Source organism: Kitasatospora sp. NPDC058478 (assembly GCF_042720345.1).
Lineage (GTDB): Bacteria > Actinomycetota > Actinomycetes > Streptomycetales > Streptomycetaceae > Kitasatospora.
On sequence record NZ_JBHXML010000037.1, the window covers coordinates 24,991 to 48,578 of the forward strand.

A 23,588-nucleotide genomic window follows, 5' to 3' on the forward strand; every position below is an offset into this window, starting at 1 on the left:
GCCCGCCGACTGCACCCGGACGGCCGAACCGCCGGGGCCTCCAGCCGCCCTAGAGCCCCAGCTCGAACCAGACGATCTTGCCCTTGGGTGTCCGCCGGCTGCCCCAGCGCTCGGCCAGCAGGCTGACCAGTTGCAGGCCGCGCCCGCCCTCGTCGGTCTCCTGGGCGCGCCGCTGCCGGGGCTGGGCGTAGCCGTCGTCCCAGACCTCGCAGACCAGGCCGCGGTCGCGCAGCAGCCGCAGCCGGATCTCGCCCCGGCCGTGCTTGAGCGCGTTGGTGACCAGTTCGCTGACCAGCAGCTCGGTGGTGTCCACGAGCTCCTCCAGGCCGCGGGTCAGCAGCCAGCTGCAGGCCAGCTCGCGGGCCTTGGCGACGGAGGTGGGCTCGGGCGGCAGGAACCAGTTGCCGACGGCGTCCTCGGGGAAGGCGTGCACCTTGGCCATCAGCAGGGCGATGTCGTCCTCGCCGTGGTGCGGGTTGAGCTCGCCGAGGACGTGCTCGCAGAGTTCTTCGAGGCCCTTGCCCTTGGCCGACAGCGCGGTGCGGAAGCCGCGCAGGCCCTCGTCCAGCTGGTGCTTGCGGCTCTCCACCAGGCCGTCGGTGTAGAGGCCGAGGATGGCGCCGTCCGGGAGGGTCAGCTCGACCTCCTCGAAGGGCTCGCCGCCGACGCCGAGCGGCAGACCGGGCGGGACGTCGAGCATCCGGGCGGGTTCGCCGGGGCTGAGCAGGACGGGCGGCAGGTGGCCGGCGTTGGCGATCCAGCAGCGCCGGGTGACGGCGTCGTAGACCGCGTAGACGCAGGTGGCCAGGTAGACCTCGCGGGCCTCCTCGTCGGCGGCGGAGGTGAGCCGGCCGTACGGGGTGGGCGGGCCGGCCGCCACGGTGTCGCCGCCGAGGCCGCGGGCGATCTCGTCGAGGGCGGTGAGCACCTCGCCGGGCTCCAGGTCGAGCATGGCGAGGGTGCGGACGGCGGTGCGCAGCTGGCCCATGGCGACGGCGGCGCGCAGGCCGCGCCCCATCACGTCGCCGATGACCAGGGCGGTGCGGTTGCCGGGCAGCGGGATGACGTCGAACCAGTCGCCGCCGACCTCGGTGTTGTTGTTGCTGGGCAGGTAGCGGCAGGCGATCTCCAGGCCGCTGGCGGCCGGGTTGCCCGGGGGCAGCAGGCTGCGCTGGAGGATCAGGGCGCGCTCGTGCTCGCGGCGGTAGAGCCGGGCGTTGTCGATGCAGACGGCGGCGCGGGCGACGAGTTCCTCGGCGATGGCGACGTCGCGGGCGTCGAAGGGCTCGCTGCCGATCGCGCGGGAGAGCTGGACGAGGCCGAGCACCTGGTCGCGGGCGACCAGCGGGACGATCAGGGTGGAGCGCAGCAGCGGGTCGGGCCCGGGCTCGGGGACGACGCTGCGGCCGGTGCGCAGCGCCCGGGCGTGCGGGGAGCGTCGCGGGTAACAGAGGGTGCCGCCGGCCTCGGCGATGGGCAGGCCGGTGACCGAGCCGAGCACCGAGGAGGCGCCGCCGATGACGCTGGAGACGGCGACCCGGCGCAGTTCGCCGCTGCCGTCGGTGAGCACGGTGTCGCCGAGCCGGCCGGCGCTGGGCACGGTCTCGCCGGAGAGCAGCGCGGTGTACAGGTCGACGGTGGCGAGGTCGCAGAACGGCGGGACGACGACGTCGAGCAGTTCCTTGGCGGTGGTCTCCAGGTCGAGGGTGGAGCCGATGTGCGCGCTGGCCTCGTTGAGCAGGGCGAGGTTGCGGCGGACGCCGTCGGCCTCGCGCTCGGCGACGTGCCGGCTGGTGACGTCGGAGACCTGCCCGGCGAGGCCGATCGGCTGTCCGGCCGCGCCGTTGAGGCGGTACAGCGAGACGGCCCAGAGCCGGTTGCCCTCGCGGGTGGGGACGGCGCCGTGGAAGCGCAGGTCGAAGACGGGCTCGCCGGTGGCGAGGACCTTGCGCAGGGCGGCGGTGAGGCGGTCGGCCTCGGACGGCGGGAAGAGGTCGTGCGGGGTGAGGCCTTCGAGGTCGGTGGGGGCCAGGCCCATGCCGGAGGCGAAAGCGTCGTTGACCCGCTGGAGGCGCAGCCGGTCGTCGAAGAGGATGAAGCCGGTGGGCGTCTGCCCGAAGACGGCCTCGGAGGCGGCGAGGTCGGTCTCGACCCGGCGCAGTCGGCCGAGGTCGACGGCCAGGCAGGTGGCGCCGGCGGTGGGCAGGGCGCTGTCGGGCATCAGGTAGAGCTCGGCGAGGCCCTCGCCGCCGGCGGCGTCCCGGTAGGGGGCGGTGCCGACCCACTCCTCGCCGGCCAGGGCGCGTTCCAGCCGCGCGCGGCCGCGCTGCCAGAGTTCGCGGGGGACGAAGGTGGTGATCGGGTCGGCGCCGACGGCGTCGGGGGCGGGGACGCCGAAGAACTCGGCGGCGCGCTCGCTCCACTGGCTGATCCGGCCGTCGGGGCCGATGGTGAAGGTGGCGACCCGGATGTAGTCGTAGATCGACCCGGGGCCGCCCGCGCCCCACGGGTGGTCCGCGGCCCCGGGGTGGTGACCGAGGCCCACGGGGCCGGCGCCGGGCGGGTCCGCCGGTACGGGCAGGTGCGGTGAACCGGCCTGCCCGGGCACGACAGCATGACCGCTGCTGCTCGGCGCGTTCCGCGCCGGGGTGCTGTTCAACGGACCGACCCCTCCAACCCGCGACCGTCCGGATGTCGAGAAGACCGAGTATTCATCATCGAGGGGTACGTTCACACGCCCTCAACATCACAACATCAGATCGGGCGAAGGTTTTTGTCCTACCGCCCGCGCAACCACAATGCCACGTCCGCGCCCCCTTCCGGGCTGCGCGCTCCCCCCGGCCACCTGCTGGCATATGCGGTTCCGTCCTCCTCGCCCCCCGCTCGGGCTCACGCCCCCGACCCGCTGCGCTCCCTATGACTCGTCGGGCTCATTACCCGGCAGCGTCTGCTCGAACCAGACCACCTTGCCGATGCCCTCGGCCCGGGCACCCCAGCGCAGTGCCAGGCGGCGGACCAGTTCCAGGCCCCGGCCGCCCTCGTCGGCCTCGGCCGCGTGCCGCTCCCGGGGCGGGTCGGGCAGCGGGTCGGAGATCTCGACCAGCAGCGTCTCGCCGAGCGTCAGCCGCACGCCGATGGGGGCGCTGGCGTACCGGACGGCATTCGTGACCAGCTCGCTGACCAGCAGCTCCGTGGTGTCGGTGAGCTCCTCGACGCCCCACTCGGCGAGCGCGGAGCGGACCAGCCGGCGGGCCCGGGAGACGGCGGTGGGCTCGGCGGGCAGGGTCCAGCCGACCGTCGGGGTGCCGGCCTGGCCGTGGCCGAGCCGGGCCAGCAGCAGCGCGACGTCGTCCGGCTCGCGGCCCTGCTCCATGGTGCCGAGCACGGCCTCGCAGGCGGCCTGGATGGAGGCGTGCGGCTCCTGGAGCACGGTGACCAGCCGGCCGAGGCCGACGTCGAGGTCCTTGTCCCGGGACTCGACCAGGCCGTCGGTGCAGAGGGCGAGCAGGCTGCCCTCGGGGATCTTCAGTTCGACGGATTCGAACGGGACGCCGCCGACGCCGAGCGGGGCGCCGGAGGGGAGGTCGAGGATCCGGCCCGCGCCGCCGCGCAGCGGGCCGCCGGTCCGGGTCGGCTCCCCGCCCTCCTCGCCCGGCACCACCAGGACGGGCGGGATGTGCCCGGCCTTGGCGACGGTCAGTCTGGCCGTCCCCGGGTCGAACACCGCGTAGACGCAGGTGGCGAGCAGCGCCTCGTCCGGGCCCTGGGCCAGGTCGTCGGCCAGTTCGTGGACGTGCCGCAGCAGGACGTCCGGCGGCAGGTCGAGGGCGGCCAGCACCCGGACGGCGGTGCGCAGCCGGCCCATGGTGGCGGCGGCCCGCAGTCCGTGGCCCATCACGTCGCCGACCACCAGCGCGGTGCGGTCGCCGGGCAGCGGGATGACGTCGAACCAGTCGCCGCCGACCTCGGCGCCGCTGCTGCCGGGCACGTACCGGTAGGCGACCTCGACGCCGGTGGGCTGCGGGACCTGCTGCGGGAGCAGGGTGCGCTGGAGGGTGAGCGCGGCGGTGCGCTCGCGGGCGTACAGCCGGGCGTTGTCCAGCGAGCTGCCGGCCCGGTCCGCCAGCTCGACGGTGAAGGCCAGGTCGTCCCGGTCGAAGCCCTCCCGGTAGCCGCCCCGGCTGACCAGCAGCAGGCCGATCACGATGCCGCGGGCGCGCAGCGGGACGACCAGCATGGAGTGCACGCCCAGGTCGTGGGCGGCCTGCGTCTTCGGGTCGCCGGGGTACGTCACGTCGTCGAGCTGGTCCGCGCCGGAGAGCAGTTCGGGGACGCCGGTGCGCAGCACCCGGCCGCAGGCGGAGTCCTCGGCGAAGGTGATCCGGGCGCCGCGGCGGAGCATCACCTCGACCTCGGGGCCGTCCTGGACGGAGGCGGTGCCGAGCTGGAGCAGCGAGGTGCGGCGGTCGTGGCCGTGCCGGGGCAGGTCGTCGCCGTGCGCGACGGCCTGCAGCAGGATCACCGCGGAGTGGTCGGTGAGCCGGGGGACGACGGAGCTGGCGAGCTCCTGGGCGATCCGGGCGGCGTCGAGCAGGTCGCCGACCCGGGAGCCGAACTCGTTGAGCAGCGAGAGCCGGCGTCGGGCGTGCTCGACCTTGGCGACGGCGCGGTAGCGCTCGGTCACGTCCATCACGGTGCCGGAGATGCCGAGCACCCGGCCTGAGCGGTCGGTCATCCGGCTGTAGGAGATCGAGCGGTAGCCGGAGCGGGCGGTGACCGGGGAGGCCAGGGTGACGTCGATGACCGGCTCGCCGGTGGCCAGCACCTGGCGCTGGATCGCGGTGACCTCGTCGGCGGCCCGCTCGGGCAGGGTCTCGCCGGTGGTCCGGCCGACGTGGTCCTCCAGGGCGACGCCGTTCATCTCGGCCAGGGTCTGGTTGACGGCGGTGTAGCGCAGCTCGGTGTCCATGATCGCGATGCCCAGCGGGGACTGCTCGAACAGCGCGTCACGGACGGCGAGGTCGCGCTCGACGGCCCGGACGGCGGCCGCCTCGGCCATGTTGACCTGGAGGAACGGGGTGCCGTCGCCGTCCACCAGGAGGGAGATCCGGGCGTCCACCGCGATCGGCACGCCGTCCCGGTCGCGCAGTTCGGCGTTGCCGGCCCAGCGGCCGTGCCGCAGGGTGTCCTGGATCGCGGCCCGGATCCGGCCGACCTGCTCCTCGTCGGGGATCAGCTCGTCGATCCGGCGGCCGACCAGCAGCTCGTTCGGCCAGCCGAGCAGTTCCTCGGCGGCCGGGCTCCAGAGCACCACCCGGCCCGCGGTGTCCAGGATCGCGATGGCGACCTTCAGCATGTCGAGCAGGCTGCCCTCGCCCGGCACGCCGGGGCCGTACGGGGCGTCGGACGGCCCGCCGGGGAACGGTCGGGCGGGCCGGCTGCGCAGGCCGGGCCGGGGGCCCGGGTCGGAGACGGGGACGGCCAGGGCCGGCGCCGGCTGGTCGGGCCGCGGGACGTCGGGCCGTGGGACGTCGGGGGCATCGGCGGCGTCCCGCCGACGGCGGCCGGCCGGCGGCTGCGGGGCGGCGGGCTGGGCACCCCGGCGCAGCCGGGCGCGAGCGGCTGCGCTCCCCGCGGCGCCTGTCCGCCGTGCTCCTCCGCCGCCGTTCCCGGTACTCGACACCGACGGGGCCTCCGGCTCTGGTCGGGATCGGCGTCGCCGGCTGGGGCGGCTCACCGATGGTGACGAATAGTGCCGAAAAGTGACATACCCAGCAGAACCCAGGCTATCCCGGCCGCCGGGTCGTCTTGTCTGATTGACCTACCCCGTACCCCGCGCGTCGCACACCGGCTCAGGCCGCCCTATGCATGGAGCAACCGGGCGACGTGCGGCAGGACGTCGCGGTCGTGCTCGATCCAGTCGACGCTGTCCAGCTCGGCCGGGCCGAGCCAGCGCAGCTCGTCATGGTCCTCCAGGGGACGGGGGTCACCGGCCAGCAGCTCGGCCGCCCAGAAGCGCAGTTCCAGACCCGGCCGGACGCTCCACGCGCCCGGCAGCCGCTCCAGCGCCCGCGCCCGGACACCCAGTTCCTCCAGCAGCTCCCGCTCCAGCGCCTGCGCCTCGGTCTCGCCGGGTTCGGCCTTCCCGCCCGGGAACTCCCAGCGCCCCGCCACCGCCGCGGGCGCGCTGCGCCGGGCGGCGAGCACCCGGCCCCGGTGGATGAGGGCGCCGCCGACGACGATCCGGGGCTCGACGGGGTTCTCGCTGGCCTTGTCCATGGGCCCGACCTTAGGGCGTGTCCGCCCCCGCGCCGTCCGCAGCCTCGGGCTCGGGCTCGGCCTCGACCCAGTACAACTGCTTGTGGCCGCGGGCCTCGAAATCGGCCGCCAGCCGATCCGCCGCGAGGCGGTCGAGCCCGCCCGCGACCAGGAAGCGGTTGCCGTTGTCGTCCTGCCGCATCACCCGAAAGGCGCTCATGGCGGGGAGCGTATCCCCGGCCTGCGTGGGGGTCGGGCCGGGGATCCGCCCCCACGACGCTACGGACGGCTCGCTACCGGCAGGTACGGGCGCGGTTAACGGCGGGTAACCCGGCCACGCCCGGCGGCTCAGAACCGTCGGCGGCTCAGACCCCTCGGCGGCTCAGACCTGGAGGTCGGGCACCTGCTCGCCGGTGGACAGGCCGAGCCCGCGCCGGATCTCGATGCTGAGCGGCACCGACTTGGTCACCAGCGCCCGGGCCCGTCGGACGTCGCCCTCCAGGTCGTCGCCGGAGGCCGCCGCGTCCCAGGCGGTCGCGGCCGCCTCCTGGGCCGCGGCCAGCTTGCGGACCGCCGGCTTGACCTCGGCCGGCCACGCCGCCGACGCCTTGTTCAGCGCCGTGGCCTCCGCGTGGGAGGCGGTGGACATCCGCCGGGCCCACGTCCGGTACTCGGACGACGCGTCCGCGAAGCCCTTGCTCGGCTGCTCCGCGTAGGCGTCGTTGAAGCCCCGGACGGCCTCCAGGTAGGCCAGCTGGGCAGGGTTCAGGCTGCCCCGGTCGGTGCGGACCGTCCCCAGGTGCTCGCCGTCGCGGTCCTCGAACGCGCAGGTGACGTAGCGGTCGCCGGACCTCCAGTTGCCCCGGGTCGGGTAGAGGTAGACGTCGTCCATGCCGTCCGGGATCGCCCACTGGTCGAGGGCGTAGTCGTCGAGCACCGTGCGGCACAGGTCGGCGGCCCGCAGGCGGACCGTCGCCTCGCCCGGGTAGGACGGGCCGTCGCTCGCCGGGATCCGGGCGGTGCCGGCCACCTCGCCGTGGTGCGGGGCCGAGCACGGCACCCGGCGGACCCAGTAGAGCGTCTCGTCGCCGCCCTCGGGGTCGGCCCGGCTGCCGTTCTCGGGGGTGTTGTAGCAGTCCCCGGACTTCAGCGCGGCCCACGGGACGGACCCGGCCGGGGCCTTCGTGGACTGGTCGAACCTGCCGCCCCCGGGGAGCTCGAAGGTCGAACCGGCCACGGCGAGCGACAGCAGCACCGTGCCGACCACGCCGAGCACCAGGCCGGTCACCGCCATGCCGAAGCCGCGCTCCTTGCGGCGGTTGATCTGGACCAGCGCGATGATGCCGAACACCAGGGCCACCGGCGCCACCACGACCAGGCCGGTCACCAGGGCGGCGACCGCGAAACCGTTGGTGACGGGGGCGGGCCGGGGGTAGGGGAAGCCGGGCTGGAGGCCGGACTGCGCGGCGGGCGGCACCGATGCCCAGCCGCCGGCGGGCAGCGGCGGGGGCGGTGGCTGCGGCGGGGCCTGCGACGGCAGGGGCGCGGCCCACGGGTTGGCGGGCGCGGGTGGGGCGGTCGGCACGGGCGGGGCGGTCGGCGCGGTCGGCACGGGCGGCGCGGTCGGCGCGGTCGGCACGGGCGGCGCGGACGGGGCGGGCTGCGCCTGCTGCTCCGCCTGCTCCGACTGCCCCGTCCGCTCGGCCTGCTTCGCCGTCGCGGCCTCGTGGGCCGGTATGCGGGGATCGGCCGCGGGCGGCTCGGACGCAGGCTTGGACACGTGGACTCCCCCGGCCCGCCGGTACGGGCATCGACTCGGCAGCTCGACTCGTCGGCTCGCCCCCTCCAGCAGCGGGCCGGACGGGCCCGAACGGCCCCGGTACGAGCGGACGCGCGACTTTACCCGATCTTTCCGAACGCCCGCGCGACCGTTTCCCCCACCCCGCCGCCTCGCCGCCATCTGCGGGGCCGCCCTGGCCCGGCCCCGATCTCGACCCTGCCCCCGGTCAGCCGCGCGCCAGGATCTCGCCGTGCAGCATGGAGAACCAGCCGTCCCCGGCGGCACTCCACTCCTGCCAGCCGGCCGCGATCCGCGCCAGTTCGGCCCGGTCCGCGAAGCCCCGCTCCACCGCCGTCCGGCCGATGGCGGAGCCGGTCACCCGGTCCGCCCACATCCCGCCCCACCAGGCACGCTGCTCGGGCGTCGCGTACGTCCAGGTGGTGGCGGTCGCGGCGATGTCGGTGAAGCCCGCCGCCCGCGCCCAGGACAGCAGCCGCCGCCCGGCGTCCGGCTCGCCGCCGTTGGCGCGGGCGATCCGCTCGTACAGTTCCAGCCAGCGGTCCAGCGCGGGCGCCTCGGGGAACCAGGTCATCGACGCGTAGTCGACGTCCCGGGCCGCGACCACACCGCCCGGCGCCGCGACCCGGCGCATCTCGCGCAGCGCGGCCACCGGGTCGGCCACGTGCTGCAACACCTGATGGGCGTGCACCACGTCGAACTCACCTTCCCTGTACGGCAGTTCGTGGACATCGGCGATCTCGAACACGACATTGGACAGGCCCCGGCCGGCCACGTACGCGGCGGCCTGCTCCAGCACCTCGGCGGAGGTGTCCACGGCCACCACGCGACCGCCCGGGCCGACCAGCTCGGCCAGGTCGGCGGTGATCGTGCCGGGCCCGCAACCGATGTCCAGCAGCGCCTGCCCGGGGCGCAGTTCGGGCAGCAGGTAGGCGGCCGAGTCGGCGGCCGTCCGGGAGCGGTGCGAGCGCAGCACGGCCTCCTGGTAGCCGTGGGTGTAGACGGTGGCGGGCTGCTGTCCGGTCATGGTGTCCCCCTGGGGCGTGGTCGGTTTCCGCGACGCCTTCGACGCTAGCGGACGTTCCGGATGCCGAGAAGATTCGTCTCACCTGTCGATCACCCGGCGACTGCACCACCCCCGGCGGCCGTACCGTGGGGGCGCACCCGAGAGAACGGTCCCCCCGCCCATGCCCGGCCAGCGCCCCTTCGTCCTGCTGAGCGCCGCGATGTCCCTCGACGGCCACCTCGACGACGCCTCCCCCGACCGCCTGCTGCTCTCCAACCGGGCCGACTTCGACCGGGTCGACGCCGAGCGCGCGGCCGCCGACGCCGTCCTGGTCGGCGGCAACACGCTGCGGGCCGACAATCCGCGCCTGCTGGTCAACGACCCCGCACGCCGGGCCGCCCGGCTCGCGGACAGCCGCGCCGAGTACCCGCTGAAGGTGACGCTCAGCGCGAGCGGCGCGCTCGACGCCGGCCTGCGCTTCTGGCACACCGGCGGCGCCCGGCTCGCCTACACCACGGACGCCGGCGCGACCGTGCTGCGGCCCCGCCTGGACGGGCTGGCCGAGGTGATCGCGCTCGGCGGCGCGGTGGACCTCGGCGCGGTTCTGGACGACCTGGGCGCGCGCGGGGTGCGCCGCCTGATGGTCGAGGGCGGCGGCGGCGTGCACACCCAGTTCCTGGCCCAGGGCCTGGCGGACGAGCTCCAGCTGGCGGTCGCCCCGCTGCTGGTCGGCCAGGCCGAGGCGCCGAGGTTCGTCCGCCCGGCCGCTTTCCCGGGTGGCCCGGCCCGGCGGATGCGCCTGCTGGAGGCACGTACGGTGGACGACGTCGTCCTGCTCAGGTACGCCCCGAAGGAGCCCGCCCCGTGACCGGAGCCCGTCCCGCGACCACCGACCTCGACCACCTGCGCCGGGCCGTCGAACTCTCCCGCCGCTGCCCGCCGTCCGCGACGGCCTTCTCGGTCGGCGCGGTGATCGTCGGCGCCGACGGCGAGGTCCTGGCGGAGGGCTACAGCCGGGAGGGCGACGCGCACGACCACGCCGAGGAGGCGGCCCTCGGCAAGCTCCCGGCCGGCGACCCGCGGCTGCGCGGGGCGACCGTCTACAGCTCGCTCGAACCGTGCGGACAGCGCGCCTCGCGGCCGGCGCCGTGCGCCCGGCTGCTGATCGCGGCGGGCGTGCCGCGGGTGGTGGTGGCCTGGCGCGAACCGGACCTGTTCGTCACCGACTGCCAGGGCACGGCCCTGCTGGCGGCGGCCGGGGTCGAGGTGGTGGAGCTGCCGGAGCTCGCCGAGGCGGCCCGCGCGGTCAACGCCCACCTGCTCGGCTGATCTTTTGTATCATCGGGGAACAAAGCTCGTCCTTCCTTGCCCGAGGAGCAGCCCCATGCCCACCGCACCCCTCCAGCTGACCGCTCGCGCCCTCCTCCTGGACATGGATGGCACCCTGGTCAACTCCGACGCCGTGGTCGAGCGCTGCTGGCACCGCTGGGCCGAGCAGCACGGACTCGACCCCGTCGCCGTACTGGCCGTCGCCCACGGCCGCCAGGGCCACGCGACGATGGCCGAACTGCTGCCCGACCGCCCGGTGGAACTCAACCTCGCCGACAACCGGCGGATGCTCGCCGCCGAGCGCGCCGACACCGACGGCGTCGTCCCGATCCCCGGCGCCGCCGCCTTCCTCGCCGCCCTGAACGGCCTGCCGCACGCCCTGGTCACCTCCGCCGACGAACCGCTCGCCCGCGTCCGGATGGGCGCCGCCGGCCTGCCGATGCCGCCCGTCCTGGTCACCGCCGAGTCCGTCGGCGCCAGCAAGCCCGACCCGGAGGGCTTCCTCAAGGGCGCCGCCGCCCTCGGCTTCGCCCCCGCCGACTGCCTCGCCTTCGAGGACTCCGACGCCGGCATCACGGCCGCCCGCGCCGCCGGCATCCGCGTCATCGGCATCGGCCCCCGCGCCACCGCCCACCGACCCGACGCCCACGCCGCCACCCTCGACAACATCACCGTGACCACCACACCGGACGGCGTCATCACCGTCAGCATCCACCCCTGACCGAGCCGACCGCCCGCCCCGCAAGACCGCTCGATACATTGTGTACACATGGAACACTCGGTACTCTTGAGCGCATGACGCAGCCCTTGCCCATAGAGTCCATCCGCGACGTACGCGCGCACCTGGCCGAGGTCGTGGAGCGCGCCGACCGGGACGACGTACCCACGGTGATCACGCGCCGAGGCAAAGAAGTCGCCGCTGTGGTGTCCATCGAGGTACTTCGGAAGTACCAGAAGTGGGAAGAGCGCGAGATCAACCGGATCATCGACGAGCGCATGGCGAATCCGGCAGCCGGCATCCCGATCGAGGACGTCATGAGGGAGACGCTGGCGCGCAATGAGTGAGTTCCGGACGGTCTTCCGACCCGAGGCCCAGGCCGAACTCCGGAAGATCCCTCGCGACATGGCGCTGCGCATCCTGGCCAAGCTGACCGAACTGGAGACCGATCCCCTCGGCTTCAACACCACTGCGCTCGTCTCCCAGCCCGAGCGTCGCCGCCTGCGCGTCGGCGACTACCGCGTCGTCTACACGATCGACAACGGGGAATTGGTGATCTGGGTCGTCCACGTGGGACATCGGTCCACCGTTTACGAGGCTTGACGACCACGGACCCGGCGTCGGAACATCCAGCACCCATCCAGCACGATGACGCGGAAGGGGCCGGACTCGACAGAGCCCGGCCCCTTCCGACCTGCACATTCGACCAATCAGTCAACTTGCAGCAACCAGACGGCTACACGTTGAAGCGGAACTCCACCACGTCGCCGTCCTGCATGATGTATTCCTTGCCCTCGATACGGGCCTTGCCCTTGGAGCGGGCCTCGGCGATGGAGCCGGTCTCGACCAGGTCGGCGAAGGAGATCACCTCGGCCTTGATGAAGCCCTTCTGGAAGTCGGTGTGGATGACTCCGGCGGCCTCGGGGGCGGTGGCGCCCTTCTTGATGGTCCAGGCGCGGGTTTCCTTGGGGCCTGCGGTGAGGTAGGTCTGCAGGCCGAGGGTGTCGAAGCCGACCCGGGCGAGGGTGGCGAGGCCGGGCTCTTCCTGGCCCATCGACTGGAGCAGCTCCAGGGCCTCGTCGTCGTCGAGCTCGATCAGCTCGGACTCGATCTTGGCGTTGAGGAAGATCGCCTCGGCCGGGGCGACCAGCTCGCGCTGGACGTTCTTGAAGTCCTCGTCGGCCAGCTCGGCCTCGTCCACGTTGAAGACGTAGAGGAAGGGCTTGGCGGTCAGCAGGTGGAGGTCGCGGATCGGGGTGGTGTCGAAGCCGGCCTCGAAGAGGGTCTTGCCGGTCTCCAGGACCGCCTGCGCGGCCTCGGCGGCGGCCAGCACGGGGGCGGTCTCCTTCTTCAGGCGCGCCTCCTTCTGGAGCCGCGGCAGGACCTTCTCGACGGTCTGGAGGTCGGCCAGGATCAGCTCGGTGTGGATGGTCTCGATGTCGTCCTTGGGCGACACCTTGCCGTCCACGTGCACCACGTCCGGGTCGGTGAAGGCGCGCACGACCTGGCAGATCGCGTCCGACTCGCGGATGTTGGCGAGGAACTTGTTGCCCAGTCCCTCGCCCTCGCTGGCGCCGCGCACGATGCCGGCGATGTCGACGAAGTCGACGGTGGCCGGGAGGATCCGCTGGGAGCCGAAGATCTCGGCGAGCTTGGCCAGCCGCGCGTCCGGGACGCCGACGACGCCGACGTTCGGCTCGATGGTGGCGAACGGGTAGTTGGCCGCCAGCACGTCGTTCTTGGTCAGGGCGTTGAACAGGGTCGACTTGCCGACGTTCGGCAGGCCGACGATTCCGATCGTGAGCGACATGAAGCGCAGTCCCGTGGGCTTGGAGGAGTTGGGTCGGCACCGTGCGGGCCGACCCCCAAGTCTACGGGCAGCGCCTCACGCCCCGGTCGCCGCCGGGAGGGGCTCCGGGAACTCCGGCCGGGTGCCGGGGTGGCTGGGCCGGACAGGTCAGGCCGCTGAACGACGATCACATCAGCACTCCGCCAGGAGACACGGGACAAGACCTGAACGGTCCATTACACAGTGTGGCGATGATCGGACCGTACGTTGGGCGGGTGGAGCAGAGCATCCGTACCCAGCCGCCAGGGCCCAGACGCCGACCGCCGAACGGCGCGGCCGGGGCCGCCGTCCCCGGGCCCGGCCGGGCTCCCGAGACCGCCGGAGCCCCCGCAGCCCCCGCCGCCGCCCCCGCCGCCCGGCTACGCCCGGTAGCCGGGCCGCCCGCCGCCGCCCGCCCGGCCACCCCCAGGCTGCGGTTGCGGCTGCCGCTGCCCGGACGCTCCGAGACCCCGCTGTACGGGCGGCGCCGGACCGGACGGCCGACCCGGCTGACCGCCATCGGCACGGGTGTGGCCGCCGTGCTGGCGACGCTCGCCGTCGCGGGCCTGGACCGGCTGCTGTTCGACGGCCTCGGCTGGCTGTTCGGCCTCGGCTACCTGGCCGTCTGCTTCCAGCTGGCCGTCCGGGTGCGCTACGTCGACCTGCTGGCCGCACCGATCAGCGGGCCGATCTCCTTCGCGCTGGCGCTGCTGCTGCTCGGGCCGGTCACCTCCTCGGGCGTCACCGCCCAGGTGGTGGCGCTGGCGACCGGGCTGGCGCTGCGGGCCGGCTGGCTGTTCTCCGGCACCGGGCTGGCCGCGCTGATCGTGCTCGCCCGGTTCGTGGCCCAGCGCCGGATCCAGCGCTCCCGCTGAGCGGCGCCTCGGGCGGGCGGCCTCAGCCCGCCGCCCGGGCCGCCGCCATGGCGGCGCCGACGATGCCCGCGTCGTTGCGCAGCTCGGCCGGCACCACCCGCGCCTCCCGCTCCCGCAGCAGCGGCAGGAACTTCTCGTGCTTGCGGCTCACCCCGCCGCCGATCACGACCAGTTGCGGCGAGAACAGCATCTCGACCAGGTCCAGGTACTCGTCGACCCGCCCGGCCCACTGCTCCCAGGTCAGCCCGTGCCGTTCCTTGGCGGCCGAGGAGGCCCGGCGCTCGGCGTCCTTGCCGCGCAGTTCCAGGTGGCCCAGTTCGGTGTTGGGCACCAGCACGCCGTCGACGAAGAGCGCGCTGCCGATGCCGGTACCGAAGGTGAGCACCAGCGCCACGCCCGACTGGTCGCGCCCGGCGCCGTGCACGGTCTCGGCGAGCCCGGCCGCGTCGGCGTCGTTGAGCACGGTCGCGGGCAGGTCGAGCGCCTCGCGGAACAGGCCCGCGGCGTCCAGGCCGATCCAGCCCTTGTCCACGTTGGCGGCGGTTCTGGTCCGGCCACCGACCACCACGCCGGGGAAGGTGAGCCCGACCGGGCCCTGGTGGTCGAACTGGCGGACCACCTCGCAGACGGCGGCGACCACGGCCTCGGGGGCGGACGGCTGCGGGGTGAGCACCTTGTACCGCTCCTGGGCCAGCACGCCCCGGGCGAGGTCGACCGGGGCGCCCTTGATGCCCGAACCGCCGATGTCCACGCCGAATACCGCCGTCATCACGTCCACCCTCCGCCGGGGCCGCGGACCGCTTGTCCACAGCCTGTGCACAAAACTACGAGAGGGCACGGGCGGACGCACAGCAGAAAACCCGGCAACCCCGAGGGAGGTGCCGGGCTCTGCGCGAAGGGCCTGGGAGCGGTCCGGGGAGCGGCCCTACAGCTTGCCCGCCGCCTCGGCGCGCAGGTCGCGGCGCAGTTCCTTGGGCAGCGAGAAGATCAGGTGCTCCTCGGCGGTCTTGACCGTCTCGACCGTGTCGTAGCCGCGCGCGGCCAGCCACTCCAGCACGCCCTCGACCAGGATCTCCGGGACGGAGGCGCCGCTGGTCAGACCGACCGTGCCGACGCCCTCCAGCCAGGCCTCCTGGACCTCCTCGGCGAAGTCCACCAGGTGGGCGGCCTTGGCGCCGTACTCCAGGCCGACCTCGACCAGGCGGACGGAGTTGGACGAGTTCTTGGAGCCGACCACGATCAGCAGGTCGGTCTCGGGGGCCATCTGCTTGACCGCGACCTGGCGGTTCTGGGTGGCGTAGCAGATGTCGTCGCTGGGCGGGCTGACCAGCGCCGGGAAGCGCTTCTTCAGCTCGCCGACGGTGGCCATGGTCTCGTCCACCGACAGGGTGGTCTGGGACAGCCAGACGACCCTGGACTCGTCCCGGACCCGCACGTTGGCGACGTCCTCGGCGCCGTCCACCAGGTGGATCCGGTCCGGGGCCTCGCCCATCGTCCCGACGACCTCCTCGTGGCCCTCGTGGCCCACCAGCAGGATGTCGAAGCCCTCGTCGGCGAAGCGCACGGCTTCCTTGTGCACCTTGGTGACCAGCGGGCAGGTGGCGTCGATGGTGGCCAGCCGGCCGGCCTTCGCCTCGTCGTGGACGGCCGGCGCGACGCCGTGCGCGGAGAAGACCACGATCGAGCCCTCGGGCACCTCCTCCGTCTCGTCGACGAAGATCGCGCCCTTCTTCTCCAGGGTCTGCACCACGTACTTGTTGTGGACGATCTGCTTGCGGACGTAGATGGGCGCCCCGTACTGCTCCAGGGCCTTCTCCACGGCGATCACGGCGCGGTCGACACCCGCGCAGTAGCCCCGGGGAGCGGCGAGCAGGACACGGCGCGGCGCGGTGTTGGACATGGCTCCATCGTACGGGCGGCGCCGAGCCGCGCCGACGGGAGGCGCTTTCCGGACAGACCCGGTCGTCGGTGCTCAAATGTGGTGTCTATGAGCTCTGCGAACGGGCAAACGGAACCGGGCGGCCTGCGCCGCAGCCTGAGCGTCCGCGACCTGATGGTCTACGGCCTGCTGTTCATCGCTCCGATGGCACCGGTCGGCGTGTTCGGCGTCCTGGACGCCAGGAGCCACGGCGCCGTCGCCACCGTCTACCTGGCCGCGACCGTCGCGATGGGCTTCACCGCCTTCTCGTACGCCCAGATGGTGCGCGCGGTGCCGCAGACCGGCTCGGTGTTCGCCTACGCGCGGGCCGGGCTGGGCGAGGGGCCCGGGTTCATCGCCGGCTGGATGGCGATGCTCGACTACCTGCTGATCCCGGCGGTCGCCTACCTGTTCTCCGGGATCGCGCTGAACTCGCTGGTGCCCGGGGTCTCCCGCTGGGTCTGGACGGCGCTCGCGGTGGTGCTGACCACCGCGCTCAACCTGATCGGCGTACGGACGGCGGCCGTGGTCGGCTTCGCGGTGCTCGCCCTGGAGATCGCGGTGCTGGCGGTGTTCGTCGCCGCGGCCGTGGTGGCACTGGTCCAAGGCGGCGCCCGGCGCGGCTGGGACACCCCGTTCACCGCCGTCGGCGCCTTCTCGCTGACCGCGGTGATCTCGGCCGTGTCCGTCGCGGTGCTCTCCTACCTGGGCTTCGACGCGATCGCCACCTTCGTCGAGGAGGCGGTCGGCGCCTCGGCGGCGGTGGCCCGGGCCGTGCTCTGGTGCCTGGCACTGGCCGGGGTGCTGTTCGTCACCCAGACCTACCTGGCGGCACTGCTGGAGCCGCTGGGCCCGCAGCAGCTGGCGGCCGACCCGGCGGCGCAGGGCTCGGCCTTCTACGACACGGTGGAGAGCGGGGTCGGGCACTGGCTGCACGTCCTGGTGGCGGCCAGCAAGGCGATCGGCGCCGCCTTCGCGGCGCTGGCCGGGCAGGCGGCGGCCGGGCGGCTGGTCTACGCGATGGGCCGGGAGGGACGGCTGCCGCGCGTCCTCGGCACGGTCGACCCGGCCACCGCGGTGCCGCGCCGGGCGCTGCTGGCGGCCGCGGTGATCACGATGGCCGCGGCGGTCTGGGCGGCCAACCGGGACGACGGGCTGGACCAGCTGACCTCGGTGGTCAACGTGGGCGCGCTGACCGCCTTCGCGCTGCTGCACGCCTCGGTGATCGGCTGGTACACGGTGCGGCACGGCTCCCGGGACCGGGTGCGGCACCTGCTCGTCCCGGCCCTGGGGATCGCGGTGATCGCCGCAGTGGTCTACGAGGCCTCGACGACCGCGCAGCTCGTCGGGCTGATCTGGCTGGCGGTCGGGCTGGTGGTGCTGGGCGTCCAGGGCTCCCCCGCTCCGGGCGGCCCTGTCGGCCGGCGCCGCTAGCCTCATACGCATGGCCAACACCAGCTCCCCCGAAGCCCCGATCCCGGTCGGCAAGGTCTCCGCGCTGATCGGCGGCTGGATCGACCGGCTCGGCGCGGTCTGGGTGGAGGGGCAGATCACCCAGCTCAGCCGCCGGCCGGGGGCGGGCGTGGTGTTCCTGACCCTGCGCGACCCGCAGGCGGACGTGTCGCTCACGGTGACCTGCTTCCGCTCGGTGTTCGACCAGGTCGCGGACGTGGTGCAGGAGGGCGCGCGGGTCGTCGTGCACGCCAAGCCGGAGTGGTACGCGGCGCGCGGGCAGCTGTCGCTGCGGGCCTCGGAGATCCGGCCGGTCGGGCTGGGCGAGCTGCTGGCCCGGCTGGAGCAGCTGAAGCGGCGGCTCGCCGGGGAGGGCCTGTTCGCGGCCGAGCGCAAGCGCCCGCTGCCGTTCCTGCCGCAGTGCGTCGGGCTGGTCACCGGGCGCGGCTCGGCGGCCGAGCGGGACGTGCTGGAGAACGCCCGGCGGCGCTGGCCGGCCGTCCGCTTCGAGGTGCGCAACGTCCCGGTGCAGGGGGTCAGCGCGGTGGAGCGGGTGAGCGCGGCCGTCCGGGAGCTGGACGAGCACCCCGAGGTGGACGTGATCATCGTGGCCCGCGGCGGGGGCAGCGTCGAGGACCTGCTGCCGTTCTCGGACGAGGGGCTGGTGCGGCTGGTCGCGGCCGCCCGTACGCCGGTGGTCAGCGCGATCGGCCACGAGCCGGACCAGCCGCTGCTGGACTTCGTCGCCGACCTGCGCGCCTCCACCCCGACCGATGCCGCCAAACGGGTGGTTCCGGACGTCGGCGAGGAGCTGGCCAAGGTCCGCCTGCTGCGGGACCGTGCCCGGCGGCACGTCCTCGGCCGGGTCGAGCGCGAGCAGCACGGGCTGGACGGCGTGCGCAGCCGCCCCGCGCTGGCCGCCCCGCACCGGATGCTGGACGGGCGCGGCCAGGAGGTCGCCGCGCTGCTGGAGCGGGCCCGGCGCACCCTGCGGCACCGGCTGGACCACGCGCAGAGCGACCTCGGGCACACCCTCGCCCGGGTGGTCGCGCTGTCCCCGGCGGCCACCCTGGAGCGCGGCTACGCGGTGCTCCAGCGGACGGACGGCACGGTGGTGACCGACCCGGCGCAGGTCACGGCCGGCGAGGGGCTGCACGCCCGGGTCGCGGGCGGGGCCTTCGACGTCGCGGTGGACGACGGTCAGGGCTCGTAGGAGCGCCCGGCGTCGCGGTGGACGACGGTCAGGGCACGTAGGAACGCTGCCGGGAGAGCGCGATGGAGTGCTCGCCGAAGCCGAGGCTGCGGTAGAGCGCCTCGCCGCCACTGCTGGCGTGCAGGTCGATCCGGCCGACCCGCTGGTCGTCGAACCAGTCCAGCAGCGCCTCGGTGCAGGCCCGGGCGTAGCCGCGCAGCCGGTGGCCGGGGTCGGTGCAGATGTTGAAGACGAAGCCGAACCGGCCGTTCGGGTTTCCCGGCGCGGGCAGCCGGTGCTCCAGCGTGCCGACCGCGCAGGCGGCGAGCCGGCCGGGCCGTCGCGGATCGTCCACCACGAAGGACGGCATGGTCAGTTCCCCGGCCGGGACGGCGAGGCGCTCGCGCAGCATCCGCTCGGCGGTGGCCTGCCAGGGCCCCGGCCCGGTCAGGCCGGCCATGCTGGGCATCGCCTCGAACATCAGGTCGCGCAGCCGGACGAGCTCGGGGGCGTCGGCCGGGGCGGCGGGTCGGACCGTGATCATGCGGCGGAGGGTAGCGCCGCCGGCCGGCCGGACGCATCCGATTTCGCCCCGCCGCCTCACCCGCTGCCTTCGCCTCGCCGAGGCCGTTCCGGCTTTCACCCCGCCGCGGCCGTTCCGTCGGTGCTGCGCCGGCTCTGTCGGCTCCAGCCCCTACGCTGGCACGCATGGCAGAGCAGCAGGAGCAGCAGGACGCGGCGGCACCGACCCCGGACGACGCGCTGGGCTACGAGCACGCCCGGGACGCGCTGCTGGAGGTGGTCCGGCAGCTGGAGAACGGCGGGACGTCGCTGGAGGAGTCGCTGGCGCTGTGGGAGCGCGGCGAGCAGTTGGCGAAGGTGTGCCAGCGCTGGCTGGACGGCGCCCGGGCCCGGCTGGACGCGGCGCTGGCCGCCGAGGAGGACGGGGCCGCTGGCGGGGAGTGACGCGGCTCACAGCAGGCCGGGGAATCGTTGAATCTTCACCCATGTTGAGATGGTGTGACCGGCCACGGCCGGTCAATCCGACGAACCCCCTCCCGCATGAGGTGCAGACAAGCATGACCACCGACGCCCTGGTACTCGACGCCGCCGCTCAGGACCTGCTGTTCCGCGAGGCCCGCACCGCGAACACCTTCACCGACGAGCCGGTGACCGAGGAGCAGGTCCAGGCCATCTACGAGCTGGTCAAGTACGGCCCGACCGCCTTCAACCAGCAGCCGCTGCGCGTCGTCCTGGTCCGCTCGACCGAGGGCCGCGAGCGCCTCGTCCAGCACCTGGCGGACGGCAACAAGGCCAAGACCAGCACCGCCCCGCTGGTCGCCATCCTCGCCGCGGACAACGAGTTCCACGAGGAGCTGCCGACCCAGTTCCCGCACTTCCCGCAGGCCAAGGACGTGTTCTTCTCCGAGCGCACCGTCCGTGAGCGCTCCGCCTCGCTGAACGGCGCGCTGCAGGCCGCCTACTTCATCATCGGCGTGCGCGCCGCCGGCCTGGCCGCCGGCCCGATGACCGGCTACGACGCCGAGGGCATCAACAAGGAGTTCTTCGGCGACGGCGAGCACTCGGTGCTGGCCGTGGTCAACATCGGCAAGCCGGGCGACGAGGCGTGGTTCCCGCGCTCGCCGCGCCTGGCGTACGACCAGGTCGTCACCACGGTCTGATCCGCCGCACGCGCGAGGGCCCGCACCGGTTCGTCCGGTGCGGGCCCTTTCCGTATGCGCACGGGGGCGTTCGGGGTCGTACGGGCGCGTCCGCGGGGCGTCCGCGGGGGCGTACGGAGCCGTTCCCCCGGGGGCGGCCCGGGGGGACGGGCTACTTGAGCGCCTGGGCCAGCTCGGCCAGTTCCTCGTAGGAGGCGGTGCCGGTGAGCACGGTGGTCGCGTCACCGGTCTGCACGGTCAGGGCGCGGGACTTCTCGCCCTGCACCCGCTCCCAGGTGCGCCCGGCGACCTCCGAGGTGCCGTCCGGCTTGCCGCCCGCGATCTTGTCGGCCAGCAGCGCGTCGCGGGGGACGTCGCTCTGCTCGACCGCCGCGTACTGGCCGGACGGCGTGACGAAGCCCAGGTGCCAGGCGTTGCCCTTGCCCTTGCTGATCGCGGCCGGCTGGTAGCCGACCGAGGTGGCCCGCCACTGGTCGGACAGCCCGTCCGGGGAGAGCAGCGGGTACGGCGCGCCGCGCTTCGCGGAGGCCGCCGCCACCTTGTACTCGACCACGTGCACCGGGTCGCTGTTCGCGTCGTGCGGAAGGAACAGGTACCCGATCCAGACCACGGCGCCGACCGCCAGCATCGACAGGACCATGTCCCGTACGGTCTCCCGGCCCCTCATGCGTTTGCTCTCTCCAGCCACCCCCACATGGTGACTCATCCCTACGGCGGTACGGCCACCCGGGGTGCCCGCGTACGGGTGAAGCGGGACGAACCGACCAGGTCGGGCGCCGGGTGGCGACCCGCGCCACAGACAGTCATCCCATAGGCAGATACGATCGCAGGACCCTCACCACGGCGTTCGACCAGGCAGTAGTCGGGCGCTTACTGGCCGTCGCGTACAGAGAGGTAACGACGATGACCACGCAGTACCCGAACCACCTTCCCAGCGCCCTGGAGGTCGCGCCCGAGGCTCCGGACCGGAACCTCGCGCTCGAACTCGTCCGGGTCACCGAGGCGGCCGCGATGGCCGCCGGCCGGTGGGTCGGCCGTGGCGACAAGAACGGCGCGGACGGCGCCGCCGTCAAGGCGATGCGCACCCTCGTCTCGACCGTCTCGATGAACGGCGTGGTCGTCATCGGGGAGGGCGAGAAGGACGAAGCCCCGATGCTCTACAACGGCGAGCGGGTCGGCGACGGCACCGGCGCCGAGTGCGACGTCGCGGTCGACCCGGTCGACGGCACCACGCTCACCGCCAAGGGCATGAACAACGCCGTCGCCGTCCTGGCCGTCGCCGACCGCGGCACCATGTTCGACCCCAGCGCCGTGTTCTACATGGACAAGCTGGTGGCCGGCCCCGAGGCCGCCGAGTTCGTCGACATCACCGCCCCCGCGGCCGTCAACATCCGCCGGGTCGCCAAGGCCAAGGGCAGCGCCGTCGAGGACGTCACGGTCGTCGTCCTCGACCGCCCGCGCCACGACGGCCTGGTCCGGGAGATCCGCGAGGCGGGCGCCCGGATCAAGTTCATCTCCGACGGCGACGTGGCCGGCGCCATCATGGCCGCCCGCGAGGGCACCGGCGTCGACCTGCTGATGGGCATCGGCGGCACCCCCGAGGGCATCATCGCGGCCTGCGCCATGAAGTGCATGGGCGGCGTCATCCAGGGCCGGCTGTGGCCCAAGGACGACGCCGAGCGGCAGAAGGCCCTCGACGCCGGCCACGACCTGGACCGGGTGCTCACCACCGACGACCTGGTCAGCGGCGAGAACGTGTTCTTCGTCGCCACCGGCATCACCGACGGCGAGCTGCTGCGCGGCGTGCACTACCGCCAGGAGACCGCCACCACCAGCTCGCTGGTGATGCGTTCCAAGAGCGGCACGATCCGCGAGATCAACTCCGTCCACAAGCTGTCGAAGCTGCGGGCCTACAGCGCGATCGACTTCGACCGCGCCAACTGACACCGGGCAAGCGCACCCGCGGCCTCGGCGGAATCCCCCTCCGCCGAGGCCGCGGCGCGTCCGGCCCGGGGCACACCCGGAGCCCCGTCAGCCCGCTATCCGCCGCTGCCCCGCGACCACCCTGGTCGCCTCGCGCAGCTCCGACTCCCGGCGGCGGCGCCGGGCCAGCACCACCCGCCGCTCGGCGGCCGTCAGCCCGCCCCAGACCCCGTACGGCTCCGGCTGCGCCAGCGCGTGCTCGCGGCACTCCAGCAGCACCGGACACCGGGCGCACACCTGCTTCGCCTGCTCCTCGCGCGACAACCGGGCCGCCGTCGGCTCCTTCGAGGGTGCGAAGAACAGCCCCACCTCGTCCCGCCGGCAGGCCGCGCCGGTGTGCCAGGGACTGTCCTCGCCCGAGGACGCGCCCTGGGCGACGGTCCGGGAGCCCTGGCCGCCCGGGGGGTGCGGCTGCGGACTGCGCTCCAGCAACTGCGCGGCGGCGACGGGCGAGGTGGTGCGGGACTCGATCGGATGCAGCACGGCCGTACTCCTGACGAGACTCTCGGACACGGGGAAGCTCGCTCCCCTGCCCGGCTGCGAGCCCCCGCTGTCCAACCCCGAGTCGGCCGCTGGGCCGCCTCCGGTGCGCAGCCGTACAAGAAGCGATGTGCGGAAGGAACTACCCCGCCCGCCCGCGATTCATGCACACTGCACGCAATCGACTACGGAGCGCACCGGAGACAACGCAGAACGCCCGGCCGGGAGTTGATCCCCGGCCGGGCGTTCGACCCGCCAACCCCGGCTACTCGGTGCCGAGTTGCTTGCGCACCCACTCCTTGAGCTTCTTGCCCCGGCGCGGCTTGGCCTCGCAGCCGCCGAACACCGCGACGCCCTTGACCCGGACCACCGGCGCGTACGGGTCCGCCGCCGTCTGCTCCTTGACGTCGAATCCGCCGAAGATGCCGACGCCGCCGCCGTGCAGGCTCACGTTCTCCGGCACCCGGATCTCGACGCCGCCGAACAGCGCCGTCACCTCGATCTCCACCTCGGGCGACTCGAACACGGCGTCGGTCAGGTCGATCTCCACCCCGCCGAACGCCGCGAACGCCTTCAGGTGCGACCCCACCCGCCAGCGGCCCTTGCGGGACGAGCCGCCGAAGATCGCCACCATCGACGGCGACTCCTGGCGCGCGGGCGGCAGCGCCGGCGTCACCGCACGCGGCGCCGGGGCCTCCAGCGGCGGCTTCTCGAACGACAGCGGCCGGTGGCCCGGCAGGTCCCTGGTCAGCGGCACCAGGTCGCCGAAGGTCTTGGCGGCGTACGCGGCCCCGATCCGGTCCGCGTGCTCGTCCGCGTCCAGCCGGCCCTCGGCGTAGGCGTCCCGCAGCAGCTCCGCGATCCGCTCGCGGTCGGCGTCCGACACCCGCATCTCCGCCTGTGCCACCGGGGCGTGCGACGGCTGGGTCTTCTGCTCCGGCAGCGGCCGGAGTTGCGGCTGCGGCTCGGGCCGGGTCTCGGGCTTGGTCATCGGTACGGGCGCCGGCACGGACGGCTGCCCCGGATCGTCCTGCGACGGCGAGTTGTCCACGGCCCAAGACTAGTCGCT

General features: G+C 74.0%; 22 protein-coding genes and 1 pseudogene. 10 read left to right on the forward strand and 13 right to left on the reverse strand.

Annotation, left to right across the window (positions count from 1 at the left end; translation table 11 throughout):
• Window positions 1–49 precede the first annotated feature (49 nt).
• The 6 genes from ACFWPT_RS21515 to ACFWPT_RS21540 all read right to left on the reverse strand — a co-directional run bounded on the left by ACFWPT_RS21515 (window position 50) and on the right by ACFWPT_RS21540 (window position 9,083).
• Window positions 50–2,659 (reverse strand): SpoIIE family protein phosphatase, encoded by a 2,610-nt coding sequence (locus ACFWPT_RS21515; protein WP_380423917.1) that lies wholly within the window; start codon window positions 2,657–2,659, stop codon window positions 50–52.
• A gap of 255 nt (window positions 2,660–2,914) precedes the next feature.
• Window positions 2,915–5,683, reverse strand: a complete 2,769-nt coding sequence (locus ACFWPT_RS21520) for a SpoIIE family protein phosphatase (RefSeq protein WP_380374704.1) — start codon at window positions 5,681–5,683, stop codon at window positions 2,915–2,917.
• A gap of 179 nt (window positions 5,684–5,862) precedes the next feature.
• Complete coding sequence (locus ACFWPT_RS21525; protein WP_063347964.1) at window positions 5,863–6,279, reverse strand: NUDIX domain-containing protein; 417 nt, start codon at window positions 6,277–6,279, stop codon at window positions 5,863–5,865.
• Window positions 6,280–6,289: 10 nt separating this feature from the next.
• A complete protein-coding gene (locus ACFWPT_RS21530; RefSeq protein WP_380483532.1) occupies window positions 6,290–6,478 on the reverse strand; it encodes an SPOR domain-containing protein in 189 nt (62 codons plus the stop codon).
• 162 nt (window positions 6,479–6,640) lie between these two features.
• Window positions 6,641–8,038: a DUF4190 domain-containing protein gene (locus ACFWPT_RS21535; RefSeq protein ID WP_380483534.1), complete on the reverse strand. Its 1,398-nt coding sequence runs from the start codon at window positions 8,036–8,038 to the stop codon at window positions 6,641–6,643.
• Between the two features lie 226 nt (window positions 8,039–8,264).
• Window positions 8,265–9,083 carry a methyltransferase domain-containing protein gene (locus tag ACFWPT_RS21540; protein WP_380374710.1) on the reverse strand — a complete coding sequence of 273 codons (819 nt, stop codon included), beginning with the start codon at window positions 9,081–9,083 and terminating at the stop codon, window positions 8,265–8,267.
• Between the two features lie 160 nt (window positions 9,084–9,243).
• Here ACFWPT_RS21540 and ACFWPT_RS21545 point away from each other — a divergent pair.
• The 4 genes and pseudogenes from ACFWPT_RS21545 (at window position 9,244) to ACFWPT_RS21560 (ending at window position 11,712) form a co-directional block, all read left to right on the forward strand.
• Window positions 9,244–10,391: pseudogene (locus tag ACFWPT_RS21545) on the forward strand (dihydrofolate reductase family protein).
• Window positions 10,392–10,446: 55 nt separating this feature from the next.
• Window positions 10,447–11,112: an HAD-IA family hydrolase gene (locus ACFWPT_RS21550; protein ID WP_380374712.1), complete on the forward strand. Its 666-nt coding sequence runs from the start codon at window positions 10,447–10,449 to the stop codon at window positions 11,110–11,112.
• A 74-nt stretch (window positions 11,113–11,186) separates the two neighbouring features.
• Window positions 11,187–11,456 carry a type II toxin-antitoxin system Phd/YefM family antitoxin gene (locus ACFWPT_RS21555; protein WP_371517249.1) on the forward strand — a complete coding sequence of 90 codons (270 nt, stop codon included), beginning with the start codon at window positions 11,187–11,189 and terminating at the stop codon, window positions 11,454–11,456.
• Window positions 11,449–11,712, forward strand: a complete 264-nt coding sequence (locus tag ACFWPT_RS21560; protein WP_371517250.1) for a type II toxin-antitoxin system RelE/ParE family toxin — start codon at window positions 11,449–11,451, stop codon at window positions 11,710–11,712. The genes ACFWPT_RS21555 and ACFWPT_RS21560 overlap by 8 nt, the downstream gene beginning before the upstream one ends.
• A 133-nt stretch (window positions 11,713–11,845) precedes the next feature.
• On the opposite strand, the gene ychF is transcribed toward ACFWPT_RS21560, so the two are convergent.
• Window positions 11,846–12,919, reverse strand: coding sequence for a redox-regulated ATPase YchF (gene ychF, locus ACFWPT_RS21565; protein WP_063347971.1), 1,074 nt, complete (start codon window positions 12,917–12,919; stop codon window positions 11,846–11,848).
• A gap of 254 nt (window positions 12,920–13,173) precedes the next feature.
• Here ychF and ACFWPT_RS21570 point away from each other — a divergent pair, with 254 nt between their 5' ends.
• Window positions 13,174–13,812, forward strand: coding sequence for a DUF6542 domain-containing protein (locus ACFWPT_RS21570; RefSeq protein WP_380483537.1), 639 nt, complete (start codon window positions 13,174–13,176; stop codon window positions 13,810–13,812).
• Window positions 13,813–13,834: 22 nt separating this feature from the next.
• On the opposite strand, the gene ppgK is transcribed toward ACFWPT_RS21570, so the two are convergent.
• Together ppgK and ACFWPT_RS21580 are read right to left on the reverse strand one after the other, a co-directional pair.
• Window positions 13,835–14,581, reverse strand: a complete 747-nt coding sequence (ppgK, locus tag ACFWPT_RS21575) for a polyphosphate--glucose phosphotransferase (RefSeq protein WP_063347972.1) — start codon at window positions 14,579–14,581, stop codon at window positions 13,835–13,837.
• Window positions 14,582–14,737: 156 nt separating this feature from the next.
• On the reverse strand, window positions 14,738–15,712 hold the full coding sequence (locus tag ACFWPT_RS21580) for a 4-hydroxy-3-methylbut-2-enyl diphosphate reductase (protein WP_063347973.1): 975 nt from the start codon (window positions 15,710–15,712) through the stop codon (window positions 14,738–14,740).
• 87 nt (window positions 15,713–15,799) lie between these two features.
• Between ACFWPT_RS21580 and ACFWPT_RS21585 the strand changes: the two genes are divergently transcribed.
• Together ACFWPT_RS21585 and xseA are read left to right on the forward strand one after the other, a co-directional pair.
• Window positions 15,800–17,164: an APC family permease gene (locus ACFWPT_RS21585; protein ID WP_380374720.1), complete on the forward strand. Its 1,365-nt coding sequence runs from the start codon at window positions 15,800–15,802 to the stop codon at window positions 17,162–17,164.
• 10 nt (window positions 17,165–17,174) lie between these two features.
• Window positions 17,175–18,395, forward strand: a complete 1,221-nt coding sequence (gene xseA, locus ACFWPT_RS21590; RefSeq protein WP_380483540.1) for an exodeoxyribonuclease VII large subunit — start codon at window positions 17,175–17,177, stop codon at window positions 18,393–18,395.
• Window positions 18,396–18,423: 28 nt separating this feature from the next.
• Here the strand turns inward: xseA and ACFWPT_RS21595 are convergent, their stop codons facing one another.
• Complete coding sequence (locus ACFWPT_RS21595) at window positions 18,424–18,918, reverse strand: GNAT family N-acetyltransferase (protein ID WP_380483542.1); 495 nt, start codon at window positions 18,916–18,918, stop codon at window positions 18,424–18,426.
• A 164-nt stretch (window positions 18,919–19,082) separates the two neighbouring features.
• Here ACFWPT_RS21595 and ACFWPT_RS21600 point away from each other — a divergent pair, with 164 nt between their 5' ends.
• On the forward strand, window positions 19,083–19,340 hold the full coding sequence (locus ACFWPT_RS21600) for an exodeoxyribonuclease VII small subunit (protein WP_063347976.1): 258 nt from the start codon (window positions 19,083–19,085) through the stop codon (window positions 19,338–19,340).
• 113 nt (window positions 19,341–19,453) lie between these two features.
• On the forward strand, window positions 19,454–20,056 hold the full coding sequence (locus ACFWPT_RS21605) for a malonic semialdehyde reductase (protein ID WP_063347977.1): 603 nt from the start codon (window positions 19,454–19,456) through the stop codon (window positions 20,054–20,056).
• Between the two features lie 151 nt (window positions 20,057–20,207).
• Here the strand turns inward: ACFWPT_RS21605 and ACFWPT_RS21610 are convergent, their stop codons facing one another.
• Entirely contained in the window at window positions 20,208–20,723 is a 516-nt protein-coding gene (locus tag ACFWPT_RS21610) for a DUF4245 domain-containing protein (protein WP_063347978.1), read from the reverse strand.
• A gap of 236 nt (window positions 20,724–20,959) precedes the next feature.
• On the opposite strand from ACFWPT_RS21610, the gene glpX reads away from it, so the two are divergent.
• Window positions 20,960–22,000 carry a class II fructose-bisphosphatase gene (glpX, locus tag ACFWPT_RS21615; protein ID WP_063347979.1) on the forward strand — a complete coding sequence of 347 codons (1,041 nt, stop codon included), beginning with the start codon at window positions 20,960–20,962 and terminating at the stop codon, window positions 21,998–22,000.
• An 87-nt stretch (window positions 22,001–22,087) separates the two neighbouring features.
• On the opposite strand, the gene ACFWPT_RS21620 is transcribed toward glpX, so the two are convergent.
• Together ACFWPT_RS21620 and ACFWPT_RS21625 are read right to left on the reverse strand one after the other, a co-directional pair.
• Window positions 22,088–22,471: a WhiB family transcriptional regulator gene (locus ACFWPT_RS21620; RefSeq protein ID WP_380342135.1), complete on the reverse strand. Its 384-nt coding sequence runs from the start codon at window positions 22,469–22,471 to the stop codon at window positions 22,088–22,090.
• Window positions 22,472–22,784: 313 nt separating this feature from the next.
• Window positions 22,785–23,570: a DUF1707 domain-containing protein gene (locus tag ACFWPT_RS21625; RefSeq protein WP_244293381.1), complete on the reverse strand. Its 786-nt coding sequence runs from the start codon at window positions 23,568–23,570 to the stop codon at window positions 22,785–22,787.
• Window positions 23,571–23,588: the final 18 nt, after the last annotated feature.

Coding starts and splice junctions, on each gene's coding strand:
- glpX (WP_063347979.1), top strand. CDS start 20,960: ATGACCACGCAGTACCCGAACCACCTTCCCAGCGCCCTGGAGGTCGCG.
- ACFWPT_RS21600 (WP_063347976.1), top strand. CDS start 19,083: ATGGCAGAGCAGCAGGAGCAGCAGGACGCGGCGGCACCGACCCCGGAC.
- ACFWPT_RS21550 (WP_380374712.1), top strand. CDS start 10,447: ATGCCCACCGCACCCCTCCAGCTGACCGCTCGCGCCCTCCTCCTGGAC.
- ACFWPT_RS21530 (WP_380483532.1), bottom strand. CDS start 6,478: ATGAGCGCCTTTCGGGTGATGCGGCAGGACGACAACGGCAACCGCTTC.
- ACFWPT_RS21595 (WP_380483542.1), bottom strand. CDS start 18,918: ATGATCACGGTCCGACCCGCCGCCCCGGCCGACGCCCCCGAGCTCGTC.
- ACFWPT_RS21610 (WP_063347978.1), bottom strand. CDS start 20,723: ATGAGGGGCCGGGAGACCGTACGGGACATGGTCCTGTCGATGCTGGCG.
- ACFWPT_RS21555 (WP_371517249.1), top strand. CDS start 11,187: ATGACGCAGCCCTTGCCCATAGAGTCCATCCGCGACGTACGCGCGCAC.
- ACFWPT_RS21585 (WP_380374720.1), top strand. CDS start 15,800: ATGAGCTCTGCGAACGGGCAAACGGAACCGGGCGGCCTGCGCCGCAGC.
- xseA (WP_380483540.1), top strand. CDS start 17,175: ATGGCCAACACCAGCTCCCCCGAAGCCCCGATCCCGGTCGGCAAGGTC.
- ACFWPT_RS21580 (WP_063347973.1), bottom strand. CDS start 15,712: ATGTCCAACACCGCGCCGCGCCGTGTCCTGCTCGCCGCTCCCCGGGGC.
- ACFWPT_RS21560 (WP_371517250.1), top strand. CDS start 11,449: ATGAGTGAGTTCCGGACGGTCTTCCGACCCGAGGCCCAGGCCGAACTC.
- ACFWPT_RS21605 (WP_063347977.1), top strand. CDS start 19,454: ATGACCACCGACGCCCTGGTACTCGACGCCGCCGCTCAGGACCTGCTG.
- ychF (WP_063347971.1), bottom strand. CDS start 12,919: ATGTCGCTCACGATCGGAATCGTCGGCCTGCCGAACGTCGGCAAGTCG.
- ppgK (WP_063347972.1), bottom strand. CDS start 14,581: ATGACGGCGGTATTCGGCGTGGACATCGGCGGTTCGGGCATCAAGGGC.
- ACFWPT_RS21540 (WP_380374710.1), bottom strand. CDS start 9,083: ATGACCGGACAGCAGCCCGCCACCGTCTACACCCACGGCTACCAGGAG.
- ACFWPT_RS21525 (WP_063347964.1), bottom strand. CDS start 6,279: ATGGACAAGGCCAGCGAGAACCCCGTCGAGCCCCGGATCGTCGTCGGC.